The 17885-nt window shown below is 59.5% G+C and carries 16 protein-coding genes; 6 read left to right on the forward strand and 10 right to left on the reverse strand.

Translation table 11 applies throughout. The features are described from left to right. Positions 1 to 65 precede the first annotated feature (65 nt). On the forward strand, positions 66 to 1724 hold the full coding sequence (locus tag FYK55_RS12025) for a Glu/Leu/Phe/Val dehydrogenase dimerization domain-containing protein (RefSeq protein ID WP_150076675.1): 1659 nt from the start codon (positions 66 to 68) through the stop codon (positions 1722 to 1724). A gap of 64 nt (positions 1725 to 1788) precedes the next feature. On the opposite strand, the gene FYK55_RS12030 is transcribed toward FYK55_RS12025, so the two are convergent. Continuing rightward, positions 1789 to 2007, reverse strand: coding sequence for a hypervirulence associated TUDOR domain-containing protein (locus tag FYK55_RS12030; RefSeq protein WP_150076676.1), 219 nt, complete (start codon positions 2005 to 2007; stop codon positions 1789 to 1791). Between the two features lie 316 nt (positions 2008 to 2323). On the opposite strand from FYK55_RS12030, the gene FYK55_RS12035 reads away from it, so the two are divergent. After that, on the forward strand, positions 2324 to 2851 hold the full coding sequence (locus FYK55_RS12035) for a biliverdin-producing heme oxygenase (protein ID WP_161604461.1): 528 nt from the start codon (positions 2324 to 2326) through the stop codon (positions 2849 to 2851). A 187-nt stretch (positions 2852 to 3038) separates the two neighbouring features. Here the strand turns inward: FYK55_RS12035 and FYK55_RS12040 are convergent, their stop codons facing one another. The 4 genes from FYK55_RS12040 to FYK55_RS12055 all read right to left on the reverse strand — a co-directional run bounded on the left by FYK55_RS12040 (position 3039) and on the right by FYK55_RS12055 (position 8272). Beyond that, a complete protein-coding gene (locus FYK55_RS12040) occupies positions 3039 to 4604 on the reverse strand; it encodes a response regulator (RefSeq protein ID WP_161604462.1) in 1566 nt (521 codons plus the stop codon). A gap of 38 nt (positions 4605 to 4642) precedes the next feature. Next, positions 4643 to 5095: a response regulator gene (locus FYK55_RS12045; RefSeq protein WP_150076679.1), complete on the reverse strand. Its 453-nt coding sequence runs from the start codon at positions 5093 to 5095 to the stop codon at positions 4643 to 4645. Further along, on the reverse strand, positions 5092 to 7365 hold the full coding sequence (locus FYK55_RS12050; protein WP_150076680.1) for an ATP-binding protein: 2274 nt from the start codon (positions 7363 to 7365) through the stop codon (positions 5092 to 5094). Before FYK55_RS12050 ends, FYK55_RS12045 begins: the two co-directional genes overlap by 4 nt. A 313-nt stretch (positions 7366 to 7678) precedes the next feature. Then, positions 7679 to 8272: a gamma carbonic anhydrase family protein gene (locus FYK55_RS12055; protein ID WP_201743695.1), complete on the reverse strand. Its 594-nt coding sequence runs from the start codon at positions 8270 to 8272 to the stop codon at positions 7679 to 7681. Between the two features lie 73 nt (positions 8273 to 8345). On the opposite strand from FYK55_RS12055, the gene FYK55_RS12060 reads away from it, so the two are divergent. Continuing rightward, positions 8346 to 9665: a calcium-binding protein gene (locus tag FYK55_RS12060; RefSeq protein ID WP_150076681.1), complete on the forward strand. Its 1320-nt coding sequence runs from the start codon at positions 8346 to 8348 to the stop codon at positions 9663 to 9665. Positions 9666 to 9827: 162 nt separating this feature from the next. Further along, positions 9828 to 11018 carry an aminotransferase class V-fold PLP-dependent enzyme gene (locus tag FYK55_RS12065; RefSeq protein WP_235908637.1) on the forward strand — a complete coding sequence of 397 codons (1191 nt, stop codon included), beginning with the start codon at positions 9828 to 9830 and terminating at the stop codon, positions 11016 to 11018. Between the two features lie 79 nt (positions 11019 to 11097). Here FYK55_RS12065 and FYK55_RS12070 read toward each other — a convergent pair whose 3' ends face one another. The 3 genes from FYK55_RS12070 to FYK55_RS12080 all read right to left on the reverse strand — a co-directional run bounded on the left by FYK55_RS12070 (position 11098) and on the right by FYK55_RS12080 (position 13520). Further along, positions 11098 to 12339: a hypothetical protein gene (locus FYK55_RS12070; protein WP_150076683.1), complete on the reverse strand. Its 1242-nt coding sequence runs from the start codon at positions 12337 to 12339 to the stop codon at positions 11098 to 11100. Positions 12340 to 12433: 94 nt separating this feature from the next. Continuing rightward, positions 12434 to 13066: a TVP38/TMEM64 family protein gene (locus tag FYK55_RS12075; protein WP_150076684.1), complete on the reverse strand. Its 633-nt coding sequence runs from the start codon at positions 13064 to 13066 to the stop codon at positions 12434 to 12436. Continuing rightward, a complete protein-coding gene (locus FYK55_RS12080; RefSeq protein ID WP_150076685.1) occupies positions 13059 to 13520 on the reverse strand; it encodes a pyridoxamine 5'-phosphate oxidase family protein in 462 nt (153 codons plus the stop codon). Before FYK55_RS12080 ends, FYK55_RS12075 begins: the two co-directional genes overlap by 8 nt. A gap of 165 nt (positions 13521 to 13685) precedes the next feature. Between FYK55_RS12080 and FYK55_RS12085 the strand changes: the two genes are divergently transcribed. Next, the gene (locus FYK55_RS12085) at positions 13686 to 14912 is read left to right on the forward strand and encodes an outer membrane protein assembly factor BamB family protein (RefSeq protein ID WP_150076686.1); all 1227 of its coding nucleotides are present in this window, start codon (positions 13686 to 13688) and stop codon (positions 14910 to 14912) included. 21 nt (positions 14913 to 14933) lie between these two features. Here FYK55_RS12085 and FYK55_RS12090 read toward each other — a convergent pair whose 3' ends face one another. After that, positions 14934 to 15311, reverse strand: a complete 378-nt coding sequence (locus tag FYK55_RS12090) for a hypothetical protein (RefSeq protein WP_150076687.1) — start codon at positions 15309 to 15311, stop codon at positions 14934 to 14936. A 410-nt stretch (positions 15312 to 15721) separates the two neighbouring features. Between FYK55_RS12090 and FYK55_RS12095 the strand changes: the two genes are divergently transcribed. Further along, the gene (locus tag FYK55_RS12095) at positions 15722 to 16345 is read left to right on the forward strand and encodes a DUF3124 domain-containing protein (protein WP_150076688.1); all 624 of its coding nucleotides are present in this window, start codon (positions 15722 to 15724) and stop codon (positions 16343 to 16345) included. A 233-nt stretch (positions 16346 to 16578) separates the two neighbouring features. On the opposite strand, the gene ald is transcribed toward FYK55_RS12095, so the two are convergent. Beyond that, positions 16579 to 17685 (reverse strand): alanine dehydrogenase, encoded by a 1107-nt coding sequence (ald, locus tag FYK55_RS12100; protein ID WP_390621726.1) that lies wholly within the window; start codon positions 17683 to 17685, stop codon positions 16579 to 16581. Between the last annotated feature and the right edge of the window lie 200 nt (positions 17686 to 17885).

Raw genomic sequence — 17885 nt, forward strand, 5'->3', positions numbered from 1 at the left:
GATCGGCGACGGTAGCGATCTCAAATTCGCGAACGACGAACAGGACTCGCAACGAGAGAGTGTCGATGAACGCACAATCCTCCAATACGATCAAACTGCTTCTGGTTGAAGACAACCCGATCCATGTTCGCCTGATCGAAAGCTTGCTCGCCGACGCGAAGAGTCCTTCGTTCTCGCTGGAGAGTGTCGGGACACTCAGCGACGCCCACCAGCGAGTCAGTGAGGGCGCCCCGGAGATGATACTGCTGGACTTGACCTTACCGGATAGCGAAGGACTGCAAACGTTCCGTGAGATTCGCTCACAGGCGCCGACGCTTCCGATCGTGATCGTGACCGGCCTGGATGACGTGCGGATTGCCGCCAAAGCCGTGGAGGCCGGCGCACAGGATTACCTGGTCAAGAACCAACTAAGTCGCTCGACGTTAACACGATCGCTGCGATACGCGATTGAACGCACGCGTGTCCGTGATGCGGAATGGGATTCGCCGATGTTCCGGCTTGCCCAGCGGCAGTTTCTCAAGGCCGCGCAATTGATGGGGTTGGATGACAACATTCGCCAACGACTCCTGTTTCCCGAGCGTAACCTGGTCGTCACGTTCCCGTTTCGTCGCGACCAATACAGCGAGGTGGAAACCGTCTTCGGCTATCGGGTTCAGCACATTCTGACGATGGGGCCGACCAAGGGCGGTATTCGCTATCACCAGGATGTCAGTCTGGGCGAAGTCTCCGCGTTGGCAATGTGGATGAGTTGGAAGTGCGCTCTGGTCGGCTTGCCGTTCGGGGGCGCCAAGGGAGGCGTTCGGATGGATCCGACGGGATTGACCAGTCATGAACTCCAGCGGCTCACCCGCCGATTCGCCTCTGAAATCCACCTGATGATCGGGCCGGACAAGGACATTCCCGCTCCCGATATGGGTACCGACGAACGAGTGATGGCCTGGATCATGGACACCTACAGCCAGCAGGTTGGATTCGCCGTCCCGGCAGTCGTCACCGGCAAACCGGTGGTGCTTGGCGGAGCACGCGGGCGAACGGAGGCGACCGGCCGAGGCGTCGTCTACCTGGTAGAAGAAGCGGCCAAGCAGCTTCGGATGAACTTGTCCGAATGCACCGCCGTCGTCCAGGGATTCGGGAACGTCGGAAGTCATGCGGCCCAATTCCTGGAGGCTTTGGGCGTAAAAATCATCGGGGTGAGCGATGCGACGACCGGAATCCACAACCCCAACGGCCTGTCCGTTGCCGCGCTGCTCGAACACGTGAAGGAAAACCGTTTCTTGAAGGGTTGTCGCAAGGGGGAAGCGATCAGCAACCAGGAGCTGCTGGAACTTCGCTGCGACATCCTGGTACCGGCCGCCATGCAAAACCAGATCACGGCGGACAATGCGGAACGCGTCGATTGTCGGATTCTGGCGGAGGGGGCGAACGGGCCGACCACTTTGGAGGCCGATGAGGTTCTGAACGAGAAATCCGTCTTCATCATCCCCGACATCCTGGCCAACGCCGGTGGTGTCACGGTGTCTTATTTTGAATGGGTTCAGGATACGCAGAACTACATGTGGACGCTGGACGAAGTTAATGAACGACTGCATCGAATCCTGGTCGACGGCTTCCGCCGGACGGTCGGGCGGTCCGAGCAAACCGGCGTCGACATGCGCACCGCCGCGCTCATCGAAGGGATCGGGACCGTCGCCCAGGCAAAACTTGCTCGTGGTCTGTTCCCCTGATTGGTCTCCCGGCCAAAGCGAGCAGCGCGAATCGTTGCCTCAAGAGTCTGCGTGGATCGCCGCTTCAAGCGTCGGAGAGCTCACTTTCGCTTTTGAGGACTCTGCTACCGTCCTCCTGCTCGATCAGGTAGGCAGGTTCGTCGTCGCTGGCGTTCCGGGTGATTTCGCTGCCCTCGATCTCTTTGGTAACCTTTTCTTTGTACGATTCTTTGATTTGTCCCTTCGCTTTGCCACCTGACCAATTCCATTGGACGTATTGATTCTTTTGAAACTTTTGGCCCATCACGATGACTCCTGTGTTTGAATGGTTGTCGATCGCGGAACCGGCAGGGCAAAAGTCGTGCCACTCCTTTCGCACTTGCGAGACCTCTTTGGATCGTGATTTGCAGTGCAATCAGCGGCAAAGTGCTAGCCGCCGGTTGAGGCGAGGAAACCCGCGGCAAGCGCCACGCGGCTCATGTAAAGCGCTTCTGCCGAGCGCGTCTGGCAGCTCTTCATCTCACTTCCCCTTTTTGGTTCGCTGAATCGTGGACAAGCCAAACCTTAGAGAATGCCTTCGTCGCGAGACGAAGTCGGATCACCAGGCACTTGATGCTCGAATGGGACGTTATGACCTGTTCGGAGATCCGTCCCAATACGCAGCGTACCTACGAGGCATGCGACGACTTCATCTGCATTGCCGTGAGAGTGTCCGCCGGGTGTCGGCGGAACTGAATTTGCCACCAAGCACTGATCGGATTCTGCGTGCGATCGAAGACGATCTCGCATCAATCCATGCGCCGCTTGCCGATCGGGGCCCCGACAGTGCGCCTCCCGATGCCGCGAATTCGAGTGCCCGATGCGAAGCGATCGATGCCGCGGATTGGGGACGCGCCTACGTGATTGAGGGTTCGGCGATGGGAGGATCATTCATGGTGCGGTCAGCGAAAGACCAATTGCCTCCGGGCAGCGGAACTCAATTCTTGCAGCAACTATCACACGATGCCAAGAACCGATGGCCCGTCGTCGCCCAGGGACTGGCTGATTTCCGTGGCGACATCGACTCGGCCGTGCAGGCTGCGAAAGAAACGTTTCAGTACGCACAAGAATGTTTCGCGGTCGAGATGCCGGATGTCATGACGGAGTGAAACGGCTGGTCGTGCGGTTTCATTTCAACTTGCTGTCCAAGCCAGGTCGAGCGAGAGCGCCGTATCCGTCGGCTTGCGCCGACGGCAGGGGGCTGTCGCCGCGTCGCGGCTGCAGCCGATGCGGATTTAATCAACCCTCCTCTCCAAGAAGAGTTGAGCGTGGCTATGCCGGCGCAATGCACTCCGGCTAGCAATTGCGAGTGCGAGACTGATCGCAGTAGCTGGCCAGAGTCTGCAGCAATTCCTCACGCACGATCGGTTTGGTCAGCACGTCATTGGCACCGGCTTCGGCTGCCAAGCGACGCGTTTCACTCACGGCGTCGGCCGTGAGCACCAGGATCGGGATTTCGGTGTCCAATTGACGAATCCGCCGCGTCGCATCCAGTCCGTCCATTTCCGGCATTTGAATGTCGGTCACCACGCCGACGTACCGATCGCTGCCGTCGATTAGTTCCCGCAACAGACTGGATCCGCTCTCAACCACCGTCGCTTTCCCTCCGGCGGCTTCAATCATTCGACGAATGATCCACTGTGTCGCCCGGGTGTCCTCGGCGACCAGAAAGCGGCAACCGTCCAGCAGTTCTTCCACGCTAGCAGACAGGGATCGTGTCTCGTTTTCTTCAATCGGCAACTCCGCCGGAACCAGGGGAATCGAGAAGGAGAAGACACTGCCTTGCCCCATCTCACTTCTGACGTCCATTCGACCGTCCATGATCTGGACCAACCGCGAACAGATCGCGAGTCCCAGCCCCGTTCCTCCGATGCCCTTGGCGCGGCCTTTGGATTCGGACTGCACAAACGGCAGAAAGATCCGATCCAAGTCCTCCGGCGGGATCCCACATCCGGTGTCGGCGACCGTCAACACCAAGAAATCTTCTTGTCCCGGTTCGTGCGCCGCGGTCCGACCGACGGTCACATCCACCTGTCCGCCGGGAGAGAACTTGATCGCGTTGCTGATCAGATTCAGCAGCATCTGGCGAATGCGAATGGGATCCGACCGGATCGCTTCGGGCAATCGGTCGTCGTAGTGCAAAACCAGTTGGGTCCTGTTTTCCCGTGCCCGGACCATCATCAAACCAACGGAACGCTCCATCAAGTTCCTCAGTTCGATGATTTCTTCTTCGATCTTGACCCGGCCGGCTTCCAGCTTTGACAGATCCAGCAAGTCGTTCACGATTTCGACCAGGTACTCGCCATTCTCGCGCATCGTTCGAACGAGATCCTGCTGATCTTCGGTCAGCCGCGTGTCGAGCAACAAGTCGCACATTCCCATGACCGCGGTCATGGGAGTGCGAATCTCATGGCTGATATTGCCGATCAAGGCGCTCTTTGCTCGGCTGGCGGCGTCGGCCAATTGACGGCTGGCGTGCAATTCTTGTGTCAGAGCATGTCGCTCGACGGCATTGTCAATCACACGAAACAGGACGGTCGGATAGATCGCGTCTTTGGTGACGTAGTCCTGCGCCCCCAGCTGCAACGCATCACCGGCGTCCTGATTGACGGAACTTCCGGTCAAGACGATGACCGGATACCGTGGGATTCCGGCGGGCTCGCAAAGTTCTTTCAGGAACGATCTGCCGGAGAGCCGCGGCATATGAACATCAACGATCACGCAATCGATCGCGTCCTCCGCTTGGCAGATCGCCAACCCTTCGTCGCCATCGGAAGCTTCCAAGAAGTGATAGCGGCGAAGCGGGGCCCCCTTCATCAGCGCCGATCGAATGCGAGCCCGGTCTTCTGCAGAATCGTCCACCAAAAGGATCGTTTGGCTACGATTGGTAGCAAGATTCATCAAGGATTGCTCTGTTCAGTGGAGACAATGGACTTGCATTCGTCGACGATCGAAACTTCGTCCAACCAGTACTTCAGGGCCGATTGATGCAGCTGAATCATCGCGGCGGTGCTGAGACGTTTGACGTGGAACGCGTTTGCACCGGCCCGATAGGCATTGCGAATTTCAACGGGATTCGATGAAGTTGAAAACACCAATTTGGGAATGTCTTGCAGCCGAGGATTTGCGGTCAAGAAGCTGATTGCCTGCATTCCGCTCTCGCCGGGGAGCCGCAGGTCGCAGTAGAACAGCGTCGGCGGCCGCAGTTTCTCGGCCTGATCGATCAGTTCGCGAACGCGCCGGAATCGAGTCATCCTGATGGGACGATCCATCCGCGTGAAGGCCATTTCAAGGATCTGGTAGTCCTCGTCATTGTCTTCCAGGACCCAGATTGACGGAATACCTTCACTCATGCCTTGGGCTCCCAGCCGAAATGGATCGTCGTCCCCAGCTTTCCGTCCGATTCGACCGCCAAACGTCCGTTGTGCCGCTCGACGATTCGTCGCACGATGGTCAACCCGGCCCCGGAGCCGCCGCCGTATTCCTGCCGTTCGTGAAGGCGGCGAAAGATTTCGAAAACCTGCTGCTGGTGGGCGGGCTCGATCCCGATCCCGTTGTCGCGAACATAGACCACGTTGGATTGCAATTCCGGGTGAGCCTTTAGCGGCGAGTTGCGGACGTCCTGGGTCCCGATCCGGATCTCGACGGTTTCCTGGTCGTTGTACTTGATCGCGTTGGAAATCAGGTTGGTCAGGACTTCGCGGATGCAGGCAAAGTCGCCGTTGAGCGGACCCGCCGATTCGATCTGGATGTCCACATGGTCCGGCTGCGAGCCGGCGAACAGGATGTCTTGCGCCTGCCCCACTACTTCCTGGAGGGTGAATTCTTCCCACCACAAGTCTTGTCGGCCGGCGCGAGAAAACCTCAGCAGCCCGTCGAGCAGATCGCTCATTCGTTCGACAAGTTGCTTCAGACCTCGCAGGCTGCGATGGAACGCCTGGTCACCGTGGGTGCCCGCTTCCTCCAACAGGTAGATGTAGTGATGGATTCCACGCAACGGTTCCTTGAGGTCATGGGAAGCGGCGTAGGCGAACGCGTCCAGGTCTGCGTTCAACTGACGAAGTTCGCGGTTGATGCGCTGCACTCGAGCCGCCTGTTCGACAATCACCGAATTCAAAGTGCTCAGCAGCGTATCGGCGGTTTCTCGATCGGTAGCCGACCAAGGACGAGACGTCCCGGTGACCTCTTGAGTGAACTGCTCGAACGACTTTCGCGGACTCAGCCGTCCACTTTCATCGGTGACCGTCTTGTTGGGATCCCCGGCCCATTGAATCGTTTTCGCGTAAGGCTTGCGAAAGAACAGCAGCAGGCCGCCGTCACGTTGTCCCATCCGGATCACCAACAGCCCCGCCACCCGGTCCTCGTATTCTTTGGCGGCGGGAATCCAGCCCGAAATCCGGTCGGTGTAGAGGACCGATTGGCGATCCTGTTGTTCCAGGGCCGCGACGATTTCGCCGACTCGAGGTGCGTCCACGGTTTCACCCCAACGGATCTGGCGTTCACCGGTGCAATAGACGAATCCGTCGGCGTCCAAGAGGTCGGACATCCACGGCGCGGCGTTCTCCATGGACGTCAGAAAATCATCGACGTTGGCCAGCTTCGAAACCTCGCTGGTGATCCGTTCGCGGATTCCGACCTGCCGCTTCAGCACCGCTTCCTGACGACGACTGGTCAAATACGTCGACAGGACCGATCCGGCAAGCTCGCAGGCGTCTCGCTGGCTGGGTGAGAGCACCTTCGGCGTGCGGTGATGGCAGGCCACAAGCCCCCAGAGTCGACCGCCGCTGAGAATGGAAATGGACATGCTTGCCCCGACCTTCATGTTCCGCAGGTATTCCAGATGGATCGGCGAGATCGCCCGCAACTGGGAATAGGTCATGTTGATCGGCCGGAGCGAATCGTCCGCCTCGTCATCGCCTGTCACGGCAACCCGGCCGGGGAGCATCGGGATGGCGTCCGCGTGCACGTCGGCAAGCGTCCGGATCCAATTCAGTTCGTACAGTCGGCGAGCCGGAACGGGAATATCGCCAGCCGGATAATGCAGTCCCAAATAAGCCTCTTGCTCCTCACATTTCGCTTCGGCAATCACGCTGCCGTGGTCGTCCTCGTGGAACTGGTACAGCATGACGCGGTCGAATCCGGTGAACTCGCGAATCAACTCGATCATCCGTTGATAGAGTTCCTGAAGTTCCCGATTCTCCAATCCGGCGAAAACACGACCGACCAAATCTGCCGGTTGCCCTTCCGAACCGATGTCGCGCGATTCCAGCTCGAAAAACCCCAGTCCGTCGCAATGGTGGGCAGAAACGGTCAGCCCGGATTCCCCGAGCGCGAGTTCATCGCGACGAATCAGCTTCCCTTCCCGTGCCTGGGCAACCTGGTCCAAGAGGGATCCCAGCGTCGGAAGCGTCTGGTCCAGCGTTTTCCCCAGCCAACTGGGTTGGAAGTCGGACAGCCAGTGCGAAACATTTTCGCTGGCCGAAACGATCCTGCGATCGGCCATCCGAACAACGACCATGCAGCCAAAGGCCTGGATCGTGGCGGGAATGTGAATCGGTTCTCGATCGCAATTTGAAAGCTCGACAGGTCCCCGCAACGAGGTCCCAGGCAAAAGCGGGTCCATGAAAGCTTCAGGCAGTGGAAAGGTAGCAACGGGGTTCGCCACCCAAACGACGAACCGCCCAGATCTGCATCGATACTTTTTCCACGGACGATCGAGCTTTCATAGGTCGCGCCGCACATCGCTGTATTAGCAGACAAGTGGACGCATTTTACCGTCCGCGGGGATTCAGAAAAGATGGATTGCGACTCAGGATCCCCGAACGGTGGCGTTTTGAAGCCGCTTTCGCCACCGCCTCCAGCCCGTGGCCAACGCACCCGATCCGGGCTTCGGCAATCCCCGGCTTTTCCAGCCCCCCCCCGCTCGGGCCAAAGGTTCACTCAGCCGACCGCGGATCTTCGATCACACGAGCCTGCGACAAATACTGTTTTGAGCGCTGGACGTAACGCGCAGCCGCGTCCCGCAACCCGACTTTGTCGGCGGCGGACAATTCTCGGATGCCCCGCGCCGGCATGCCCACCGCCAGCGTCCCATCGGGTATCTCGGCGCCTTCGGGGACGAGTGCCCCGGCACCGATCAAGCACCCGTTTCCGATCCGCGCACCGTTCAGAACGATCGCGCCCATCCCGACCAAACTGCCGTCGCCGATGCTGCAGCCGTGCAAGATCGCTCGGTGACCGATCGTGCAGTCGACGCCCAAGGTGATGGGAAATCCGGGATCGGTGTGCAGCACGCACAAATCCTGGATGTTGGTCCGATCTCCGATCGAAATCGGTTCCTGGTCGGCCCGCACGACGGCGCCGAACCAAATGCTTGCATCGACCCCCAGGATCGCGTCGCCGATCAAGACCGCCCCGGGCGCGACCCACGTCTGTTTGGAGGCATATTTCGGTGATTGGTCACCCAGCTGAATGAACATCCGGTCGTCGCGGTCGTGTGATGGAGTGGAGGCGACAGGTTTCTCTGTCACAGGATGGCACCTTTGACGCTCGGCAGTCTGCACGGTTCACAACCTTCCCTTCAACCGCAAAAGGCAGCAAACGATGTCATTCTCCAAAAACCGACGATTGAAACTCGAACAACTTGGTGCCCGCCGAATGATGGCCGGGGACATCAGCCTGGACAATGGCATCTTGGAGGTCGAGGGCACCAACGACAACGACACGATCGAGATTTCGTACAAGTACGACGACGGCGAGATCGATGAGGTGTTGGTGGTAATCCGTGACGCGGACGGCGACATCGAAAAAGATCGTGATTACGACGTGGAGGACGTCAATTGGATCATGGTGGATGCCAAAGACGGTGACGATACGGTGGTCAACAACACGGACATCAACATGTCCGCCGACGGCGGCAATGGCGATGACACCCTGATTGGCGGAACCGCCGCGGATTACCTGTTCGGCCAGGCGGGAAATGACACCCTGCTGGGACAAGGCGGCTTCGACTACTTGGACGGAGGCCTTGGCAACGACGATCTTCGCGGCGGTGACCAGGATGATCAGCTGTTCGGCCGTGAGGGCAACGACACCGCACGCGGCGGATCTGGCAATGACTTGATCTACGGCGGCGACGGATCCGATTCCCTTTTTGGCGAAGATGGTAACGATACGCTGCACGCGGACGCAGGCAATGACACCGTTGACGGCGGAAACGGAGACGATTCTCTGTTTGGTGAGGCCGGCGTGGACTATCTCTACGGTCGGGCCGGGAACGACTTTTTGCGTGGCGATGACGGCGACGACCGGATGTATGGACATGACGGCGCCGATCGACTGTACGGCATGGCCGGTAACGATTGGATGTACGGCGGAAACGACAACGACACGATGTATGGCGGTGATGACCGCGACTACATGTACGGTCAAAACGGTGCCGATTCCATGCAGGGACAAGGCGGCAATGACTACATGCGGGGTGGCGACGGCAACGACATGATGTGGGGCCAGGACGGTGCCGATTCGATCTACGGCGACAACGGCGATGACCAGTTGATCGGCAACGACGGCGACGATTACCTGCGTGGCGGCGACGGAAATGACCGGATGTGGGGCGTCAACGGCGACGACCGCCTGTACGGTGACGCGGGCAATGATTACCTGTATGGCGGTAATGACGACGACCAGTTGTTCGGCGGCCTGGGGGCGGACCATCTGTACGGTCAAGCCGGCAATGATGAACTCGACGGCGGGTACGACATTGCCAACTACGACTGGTTGGATGGTGGTTCAGGCGCGGATCGCTTCACGCAACACTTGAAACGCATCAGCCCGATTTCGTTCTACTTCGTGTCGACGGCGTACTTGATGGACTTCCAGTCGGCCGAAGGCGACGGGATCTACTACGTCTACCACAGCTGATCGGCAACAAAAGACAGGTTGAACTCCGCCCAACGCGAGCGGGCACGGGGATCCCCGTGCCCGCTTTTTGGCTTTACAATTCCGGACCGATCCGCGTTTTGACAAAGCCTGGCTGAAATGCGGAATTCCGATCCGATCCGTTTGCCTGGAAGGTTGCCGCTGGTGCCCAGTGATCTCGCCCAACATTGGGTGCTCAATCCAGAAATCGATTTTCTGAATCACGGTTCTTTCGGGGCGACCCCCAGGGTGGTCCTGGAGGCGCAACGAGAGTTTCTGCAACAGTTGGAACGAGATCCGATTTCTTTTCTGGCCCCGGAGCGGTCGTTGCTGCCCCGATTGGATCAGGTTCGCGCCTTGCTCGCGGACTTGGTACACGCTCCGGATCAAGACATCGCCTTTGTGCGAAACGCGACCGAAGGCGTCAACGCGGTGTTGCGGTCGTTTCCATTTCGCAGCGGCGATCAGGTGTTGGTCACCGACCACGGCTACAACGCCTGTAACAATGCGGCGAGATTCGCGGCGGAGCGATTTGGTGCAAGCGTCGTTCACGCGGAAGTGCCCTTCCCGATCGAGTCGCCTGACGCGGTGCTGCAAGCCGTGGAAGAAAAAATCAATGGTCGCACGCGTCTGTTGTTGATCGATCATGTCACCAGCCCGACCGGGTTGGTTTTTCCGCTGGCGGAGCTAATCGCATTGGCACACCAACGGGGCGTCCGCGTGCTGGTCGACGGAGCCCATGCGGCGGGAATGCTGCAGGTCGATTTGAGTCAGTTGGATCCGGATTACTACACCGCCAATCACCACAAATGGCTGTGTGGTCCGAAATCATCCGCGTTCCTGTACGTGCGACGCGAGTTCCAACCGGAAATCCGCCCGACGTCGATCAGCCACGGAGCGAACCGCGATTCGTACGGGGTTTCCAGGTTCCTGGCCGAATTCAATTGGTTGGGCACCTACGACCCGTCACCGTTGCTCGCGATGCCGCGGGCCCTCGAATTCCTGCGCACACTGGTTCCTGGCGGTATCGAAGGTTTGATGCGGCACAATCGTCAGCTTGCGCTCTCCGCGCGAGATCACCTGCTGACGGCGTTGGGCCAACCGGCCCCATCACCGCCCGAAATGATCGGCAGTTTGGCATCGGTCCCGCTGCCGATCCACGGGCAGAATATCGATTCGAAACTGGAAACGTTGCGAGGGCGGCTGGCCGGTGAGTTTCGGATCGAGGTGCCGATTTTTCGGCTCGCCAACGGGGTCGCCTGCGTCCGCATTTCGGCTCAAGCCTACAACGACCTGGGGCAATACGATCGGCTTGCCGAGGCGTTGGTCCGATGCGGATGTGGCAAGAAGGGGTAGGTGCGACTTCACCGGCATGCACAGCATGCCCTACAGATTGCATGACCTCGAGTCGCGAAGCGGCGACAGCAACACCACCTCAGCGAGAAGAGGTGTCATCTTCCCCCGGTGCCACGCCCACATCTTCGCCCTCCGACAGGTCGCCTCCGTCATCGGTCAGGTTTTCGCCGACAGAATAAACCGCAAGCGAATCAAGCCTGTTGACAAGCTTCATTGGTTTTCCGTTGAACGGGTCCGTCGTGGTCGGCGGCGAAAGCGACAGGGATTCAACCGAAAGTTCATTGGCGGGATCGGTCGATTGCCAGGCGGACAAGATGCTCAGGGCACGACTCTTGGCCTGCACGCGGCGCAACGCGACGATCCCCTGATGCAATGCGGACCAAGACAGTCCCGACAGGGAGCCGCCAGTCGAAGGCTCAGCCGAGTCACCAAGGCCGCTTGGGTCGGCGGCCAGGGACTGGAAAGATTCCACTTGCTTCAAGTACTGACCCACATCGCCCGACAACGCTCCGATTGTGGCGGACGGCAGTTGGCGGTACGAGTCGATGCCGAAAGCCCGCTCGGTGTCCAGCATCCGCTGGAAATTGGAAACCAACGTCTGCTCGTCGCCGACCAACGCGACCAGTCGCTGCCGGACTTCGGGCGACAAGCCCCCCTGGTACAGCAATCGCTCCGCCAGATCCAACCCGGTCAAGCGAACGGCGAAGCTGGTCAAACCGTTGACCAACAGAGGCTGTCCGCCGATCAAATCGCTCCATTGCACAATGGCGATCGCGTCAGCAGCAGCCTGGTCGGGTTGTCCATTGGCCAGCAGCATCAAGCCATGCCCCTGAAGCAGCCTGGCCGCGGTGCGGACTTCACTCTGGCGTTCGATCACCTGCTGCATGAATTCCGCCGGCGGCAGGGTGTAGTCCAATCCTGGCTGATAGACCGGTCTTGCGGCGAGCTCGCGAATTGCGGGGACCAATTCCGGGTCGGAAGCCTCGATTTCGGAAGCGAGCTTCGCGCCGGCGGCTTCGATCTCTTCAGGATCATTTGTCTGGGCGGTGGCCTCTGCCAGACGTCGATCAAACTCCTGCAGAGACGTTTGACGCTGTGCCAGGACGACAGCTGCGTTTTCGGACTCTGGAACATCCTCGGGCCGAATTTGCTTCAAGCTGACCGGCTTGCCGTCTTCGCGCAGCGGCTCCAGCTGCGCCTCGAACGACCGCCGAGCGTTCCAGATCCACAACGCCACGAGTCCGAGGAGGACAACCGCGGTGCCGCCAAGAATCACGGCGATGCGTTTGAGCAGGGATCTGGGCTTTTTCGGTGCATTCATCTTGAAAACCTTTGCGGCGACGGTCGTCGGTTAGCGTGGCGACGCCGACAAGAGGCAGAAATGCCAGCTTGCGTGGGCGCATTGATTTGGAAGATTATTCCGGCAAGTAACGTTTGGCCGCTGCCGCGATCAGCACCGGAAACGCGACGGAGACCGCCAAGGCCATTGGCAACCACTGGTTGCGTTGGGCAAATTCTCCCAGAGCCGAATAGGCCACCGCGACGCCCAGGTTGCTGAGCAGGATTGCTGGCAGGAATCGTCGCCAACGCAATCGATGAATTCCGGCGATCAACACGCTGGCCTCCGCGAACACAGGGACGGCACGCGTCAGCACCAGAACCGATGGCCCATAACGGTCACTCATCTGCCGCATCCGCAGCAGATCTTCGCCGCTGGAGAACCACAACGCGAACCGCTGTCCCCAGCGACGCGCCAGCGCAAATCCGATGATCGCCCCCAGGTTCATTCCCGTCCACGTCGCCAGCGTGCCACGCCACCAGCCGAGTTGCCAGCCGCTTAGCGTGCTGATCACGCTGGACGGAATCGGAAGCAAGATATCCGTTGCCAGTAGTCCCACGATCAGCGCGGCGGTTTTCGGAACCGACGGCGGATCTTCGGCCACCCCGCGCAACCAATCCTCGAACTGACCGCCGAAAAACAGGAACGGAAGCACGGGGACCAGCAGCACGACGCACATCAACGGCAACGTGCGGAACAGTTCACGCATCGACCGGCCGCTGGAAGTCGACTTCGTGGTATTCGAGCGCCCATTCACGCATGAATCGGACGCGCACGGGATCGATGCGGTACACGATCAGGTCCGGATTGTCGATCGAACCCAGGTAGTTGCGTAGCAGCGGATTCTCATCCCAAATCGATTGAAGTGTCTTGCGATCGTCCAGAACGGTTGCGACGCCGGTGATCCGAACCTGGTCGTGATGATCGCTCAGATAACACAGCTCCACTTTGGGATTCGCCGCAATCTCAGCCGTCTTGTGATAGTTCTTTAAGTTGGCAACGAAGACCGTGAACCCTTCCGTGCGGACCGGGGAAACGGGCCGCAACCGGGGTTGGTCTTCCTGGACGGTCGCCAGATAGGGAAACCGATCTGCGGCGATCACCTGCTTGGCGAGGTCAAACACCTGTTCAGGGCGGACCGGTTCGGGTTTTGGTTGGCTCATGCAACAAATTATAGCGGCCGAGCCGCAAATCGGCGGGCCTCCACCGTGCCGTGTGACTGCCCTCCCCGTGTCGGTTGGGTCATCCACGATGCCGTCACTTTGTCTCTACAATGTGGTTTTCCCACCGGCTTCCTTGGTTCCCCATCCTTCACGAGTGGATTGCCCATGCACAACGCGATGGTATCACTTTTCGCGGCGACGGTCCTTCTGGTCGCCCCGGGCTCGAATTGGCCCGAGTACCGCGGCCCCGCCGGTGACGGGCACGCCGACTCGGCGGACCTTCCGGTCAAGATCGACGAATCGGTGGTGCGGTGGAAGACGCCGATCCACGGCAAGGGATGGTCATCGCCGGTCGTGTGGGGCGACCAAATCTGGTTGACGACGGCCACCGAGGATGGCAAGGAAATGTCGGTCATTTGCGTTGATCGTGACAACGGAAACGTGGTCCACGACAAGGTCGTCAAGCAAAACGCGGAGCCGGCTTTTTGTCATCCGATGAACAGCTACGCGACGCCGACGCCGGTCGTGGAATCCGGCCGGGTTTACGTCCACTTCGGGAGCTACCTGACCGCTTGCTTGGACACCGAATCCGCGGAGGTGCTCTGGCGGCGAGAAGATTTGGAATGTGACCATCACCGCGGTCCGGCGTCTTCCCCGATCCTGTTTGATGGCAAGCTGTTCATCGCCTACGACGGATTCGACCAACAGTACGTGATTGCGTTGGACGCGCAGACCGGAAAGACCGTCTGGAAGAAACAGCGGGAAATTGACTACGGAACCGACAACGGGGACCGCATGAAGGCCTATTGCACCGGTCACGTCATCGACGTCGCTGGAGAAAAACAGCTTGTTTATCCCAGTGCCGTCGCAACGATCGCCTACGCCCCCGACACCGGAGAGACGTTGTGGACCGTCTACCACGATGGGATGAATGCGTCGGCACGGCCGTTGTACGGAGAAGGGCTGTTGTTCTTGACCAACGGCATGGGATCGATGGTGGCCGTCAGCCCCGACGGTACCGGTGACTTGACGGCCTCCCACGTCGCCTGGTCGGCACAAAAAAGCGTCGCCAAAAAGTCCTCGCCGCTGCTGGTCGACGGCGTGCTGTACATGAACAGCGACGACGGGATCGTGTCCGCGCGAGACGCCAAAACCGGCGAAATGCTTTGGCAGCGGCGGGCCGGTGGCTCGTTCGCCGCGTCACCGGTCTTTGCCGGAGGCAGGATCTACCTGTTCAACACCGACGGGGAAACCTTCACGATTCAGCCCGGCGACACCTACCAACTGCTCGCGGAGGGAAAACTGGGCGACGGTTTCATGGCGTCGCCGGCAATTGTCGATGACCAACTGATTCTGCGCAGCAAATCGCACCTGTACCTGATCGAAAAGTAGCCGCCGGCAAGGGCGTCCCGGTCAGCGGGACAAATTGAAGATTCCCTGATCTTCACGGCTGCGAAAACGAGCGTAGAACTGATTGCCGTTGACCGTCGCCGTCATCCGATACTCTCCCATCAGCGGCAACCGCGCGGAAGATTCGAATTGATTGCAGGTTCCTGGCACCCGATGCAGTGTGGCGGGGTAGACGAACGGGATGACTTTGGCGAATCGCCCAGCAAACAGCGTTCGATAGGTGTTCGTGTCGACCTGACGCACACGAGCCCGAAGCGGCCCACGGTGTCCGGTCGACGCGCTGGACCAACTGCCGGCCCAGCGACCGCTGGGACTGGCGGCCCATGCCGGCGAACTCAGAAAACCGAAGACGAGCGTCAGAGCGAGCAGCCGTGAAATCATTCTTTTCATCCTGCAGCGGAGGCAATTGTGGCGGGCACCACCGGTGTTGGAGCCCGGTGCATCGTCCACCCTGGAAAGAGCAGATCGTTGTGAGGTTTGACAAACCAGTAGTCCGTCCTGTTGCGGATTTCCAGCGGTCGACACAAGATTTCTCCCAAATGGCCTGCAACCAGGAAAAGAAAACGCTCCAATGCGTTTCAGTGGCGCCACTGGCACCTGCCGAACCGGCAACGCGCCGGTTTGGCAAGCTGCCGAGCGAGTCCGAGCCTCGGATCCGTGGCTGACGGATCCAGGTGACCGCCGGCGGCCGGATGACGCCGTTCCGCGATGGTGCCTGGTCGGTGGTGATGTGAGGGCGGAGGAGCTCGACGACCCGCCGGGACACCCGATTCAATTCTCAATGATGTGCGATGGCGAACAAACAGGAAGAGATTCCGGAATGGTTTTTGTGGTTGGGTGAGAACTTCGGCAAGGTCTTGTTGCTGGTGGTGCTGCTGCTGGGGCTACTGTTCGGCGTCGCATACTACATTGAACACCGGCTGTCAGGAATCGAATCACAACTGACCTACGTCCCGCCGCGCAGCTACCAACCGCCGGATCTGAGTCAATACGACAGTGGCGACGTGACACCGGACCAACTTGCCGATCGGCACTTGGTCTACGTCCCGGTTTATTCACACATCTACTACGAAGGCGGGTCCCCCTACCCGTTGGAAACGACGCTCAGCATTCGCAACGTCAGCCCTTCCAAACCGATCTACGTCAGTTCGGTCCAGTACTTCGACACCAGCGGAAAACTGGCACGCCGTTACGTTGATCAATTGATCAAGCTTGCACCGTTGGAAACCATCGAATTCCTGGTCGAGCGACATGACAGCTCCGGCGGCTCGGGAGCAAACTTTCTGGTGGATTGGCGAAGCGATTCCAAAGTCGACGCCCCTTTGATCGAAACGGTCATGGTGGGCGTGGTTGGTCCCCAAGGCATCGGCTTCGGGAAACAGGGAATCGAAGTCACGCCAGATTCGGAACCCTAGTGTTTTCAACTGTCCCGCATGGACGCACCACGACGGGATTGCCCCACCAATTGGAACGATGCCAGTTCCCATCAAAAGCATGGTGAGCTGAGGTGAACAAGCGGCACGGCGCCAGCCGCCGGTGGAGGCGAGAAAACTCGCGGCTAGTGCCACGCGGCTGACCCAAAGTGGCGTTGTCCAGCTAGCGGTTCGCCGGTCCCTGCGCTGCAATTCACCGCGCTTTGATTGAAAGATCAAAGCGGGCGGTAATCCAGATCAAACGCCGCAGCGACCGCTTCATTGGTGACGCGACCCTGGTAAACGTTGATCGCCTCGCGTAACGGCGAGGGCCGGGCGATCAATCCGTCGGGACCGAGATCGGCAAGCTTGAGCACCCAGGACAACGTGGCGTTGCACAGTGCGAAGGTGCTGGTTCGTCCGACCGCGCCGGGCATGTTCGTGACGCAGTAGTGCACGACTTCATCGATGATGAACGTCGGATTGCTGTGGGTCGTTGGTCGGCTGGTTTCGATGCAACCGCCCTGGTCCACCGCCACATCAATGACCACGCTGCCGGACTTCATTCGGCGCAGGTCCTCGGCTCGCACCAGTTGGGGCGCCTTGGCACCGGGAATCAACACCGAACCGATCACCAGGTCAGCCCGTTGCAACTGTTCCAGGATTGTGTGACGATCGCTGTACAGGCAATTGACGTTGGCCGGCATGATGTCGTCCAGGTAACGCAGGCGATCCAAATTGACGTCCAGGATAGCCACGTCGGCTTGAAAGCCGGCCGCGATCTTGGCGGCATTGGCGCCGACAATGCCACCGCCCAGGATCGTGATGTGGGCGGGCTGGACACCCGGAACTCCGCCCAGCAGGATCCCCCGGCCCATTTGAGGACGCTCCAGGTACTTGGCACCCTCTTGAATACTCATCCGGCCGGCCACTTCGCTCATCGGCGTCAACAACGGCAATCGGCCGGCCGAATCGCGAAGCGTCTCATACGCAATGCATGTCGCGCCACGATCCAGCATCGCTTCGGTCAACGCCTTGCTGGCGGCAAGGTGAAAGTAGGTGAACAGCATCTGCTCAGGGCGAATCCTTTCGTATTCAGCCGGCAACGGCTCCTTCACTTTGACGACCAAATCGGCCTGGCCAAAGACCTCCTCGGCCGACGTGACCAGTTCAGCTCCGGCCCGCAGGTAATCGTGGTCGCCGACACCGGAACCAAGCCCGGCCCCCGCTTCGACCAGCACCCGATGTCCCCGCGCCACCAGTTCTTCGACTCCGAACGGCAGCATAGCAACGCGGTATTCGTCCTGTTTGATCTCGGTGGGAACACCAATCGTGATGGGCATGCTCGTCGATCCTTTACCGTTGAAAGAAAAGTGGAAACGGAGTTCCGCCGGTTGAGGTCGGAAAGTCGGTCAATCGGGGAGTCGTCGCAGCCTTTGTGGTCAGAAAGTGGCTGACCGGCAATCACCACGCTCCGCTGAGCCTAGCTGGTTCAACTGCCCTGCATTTGTGGGTCAAGTCGCCGGAGGTCCATCCAGCGATC

This window comes from Roseiconus nitratireducens, assembly GCF_008629675.1.
GTDB lineage: Bacteria > Planctomycetota > Planctomycetia > Pirellulales > Pirellulaceae > Stieleria > Stieleria nitratireducens.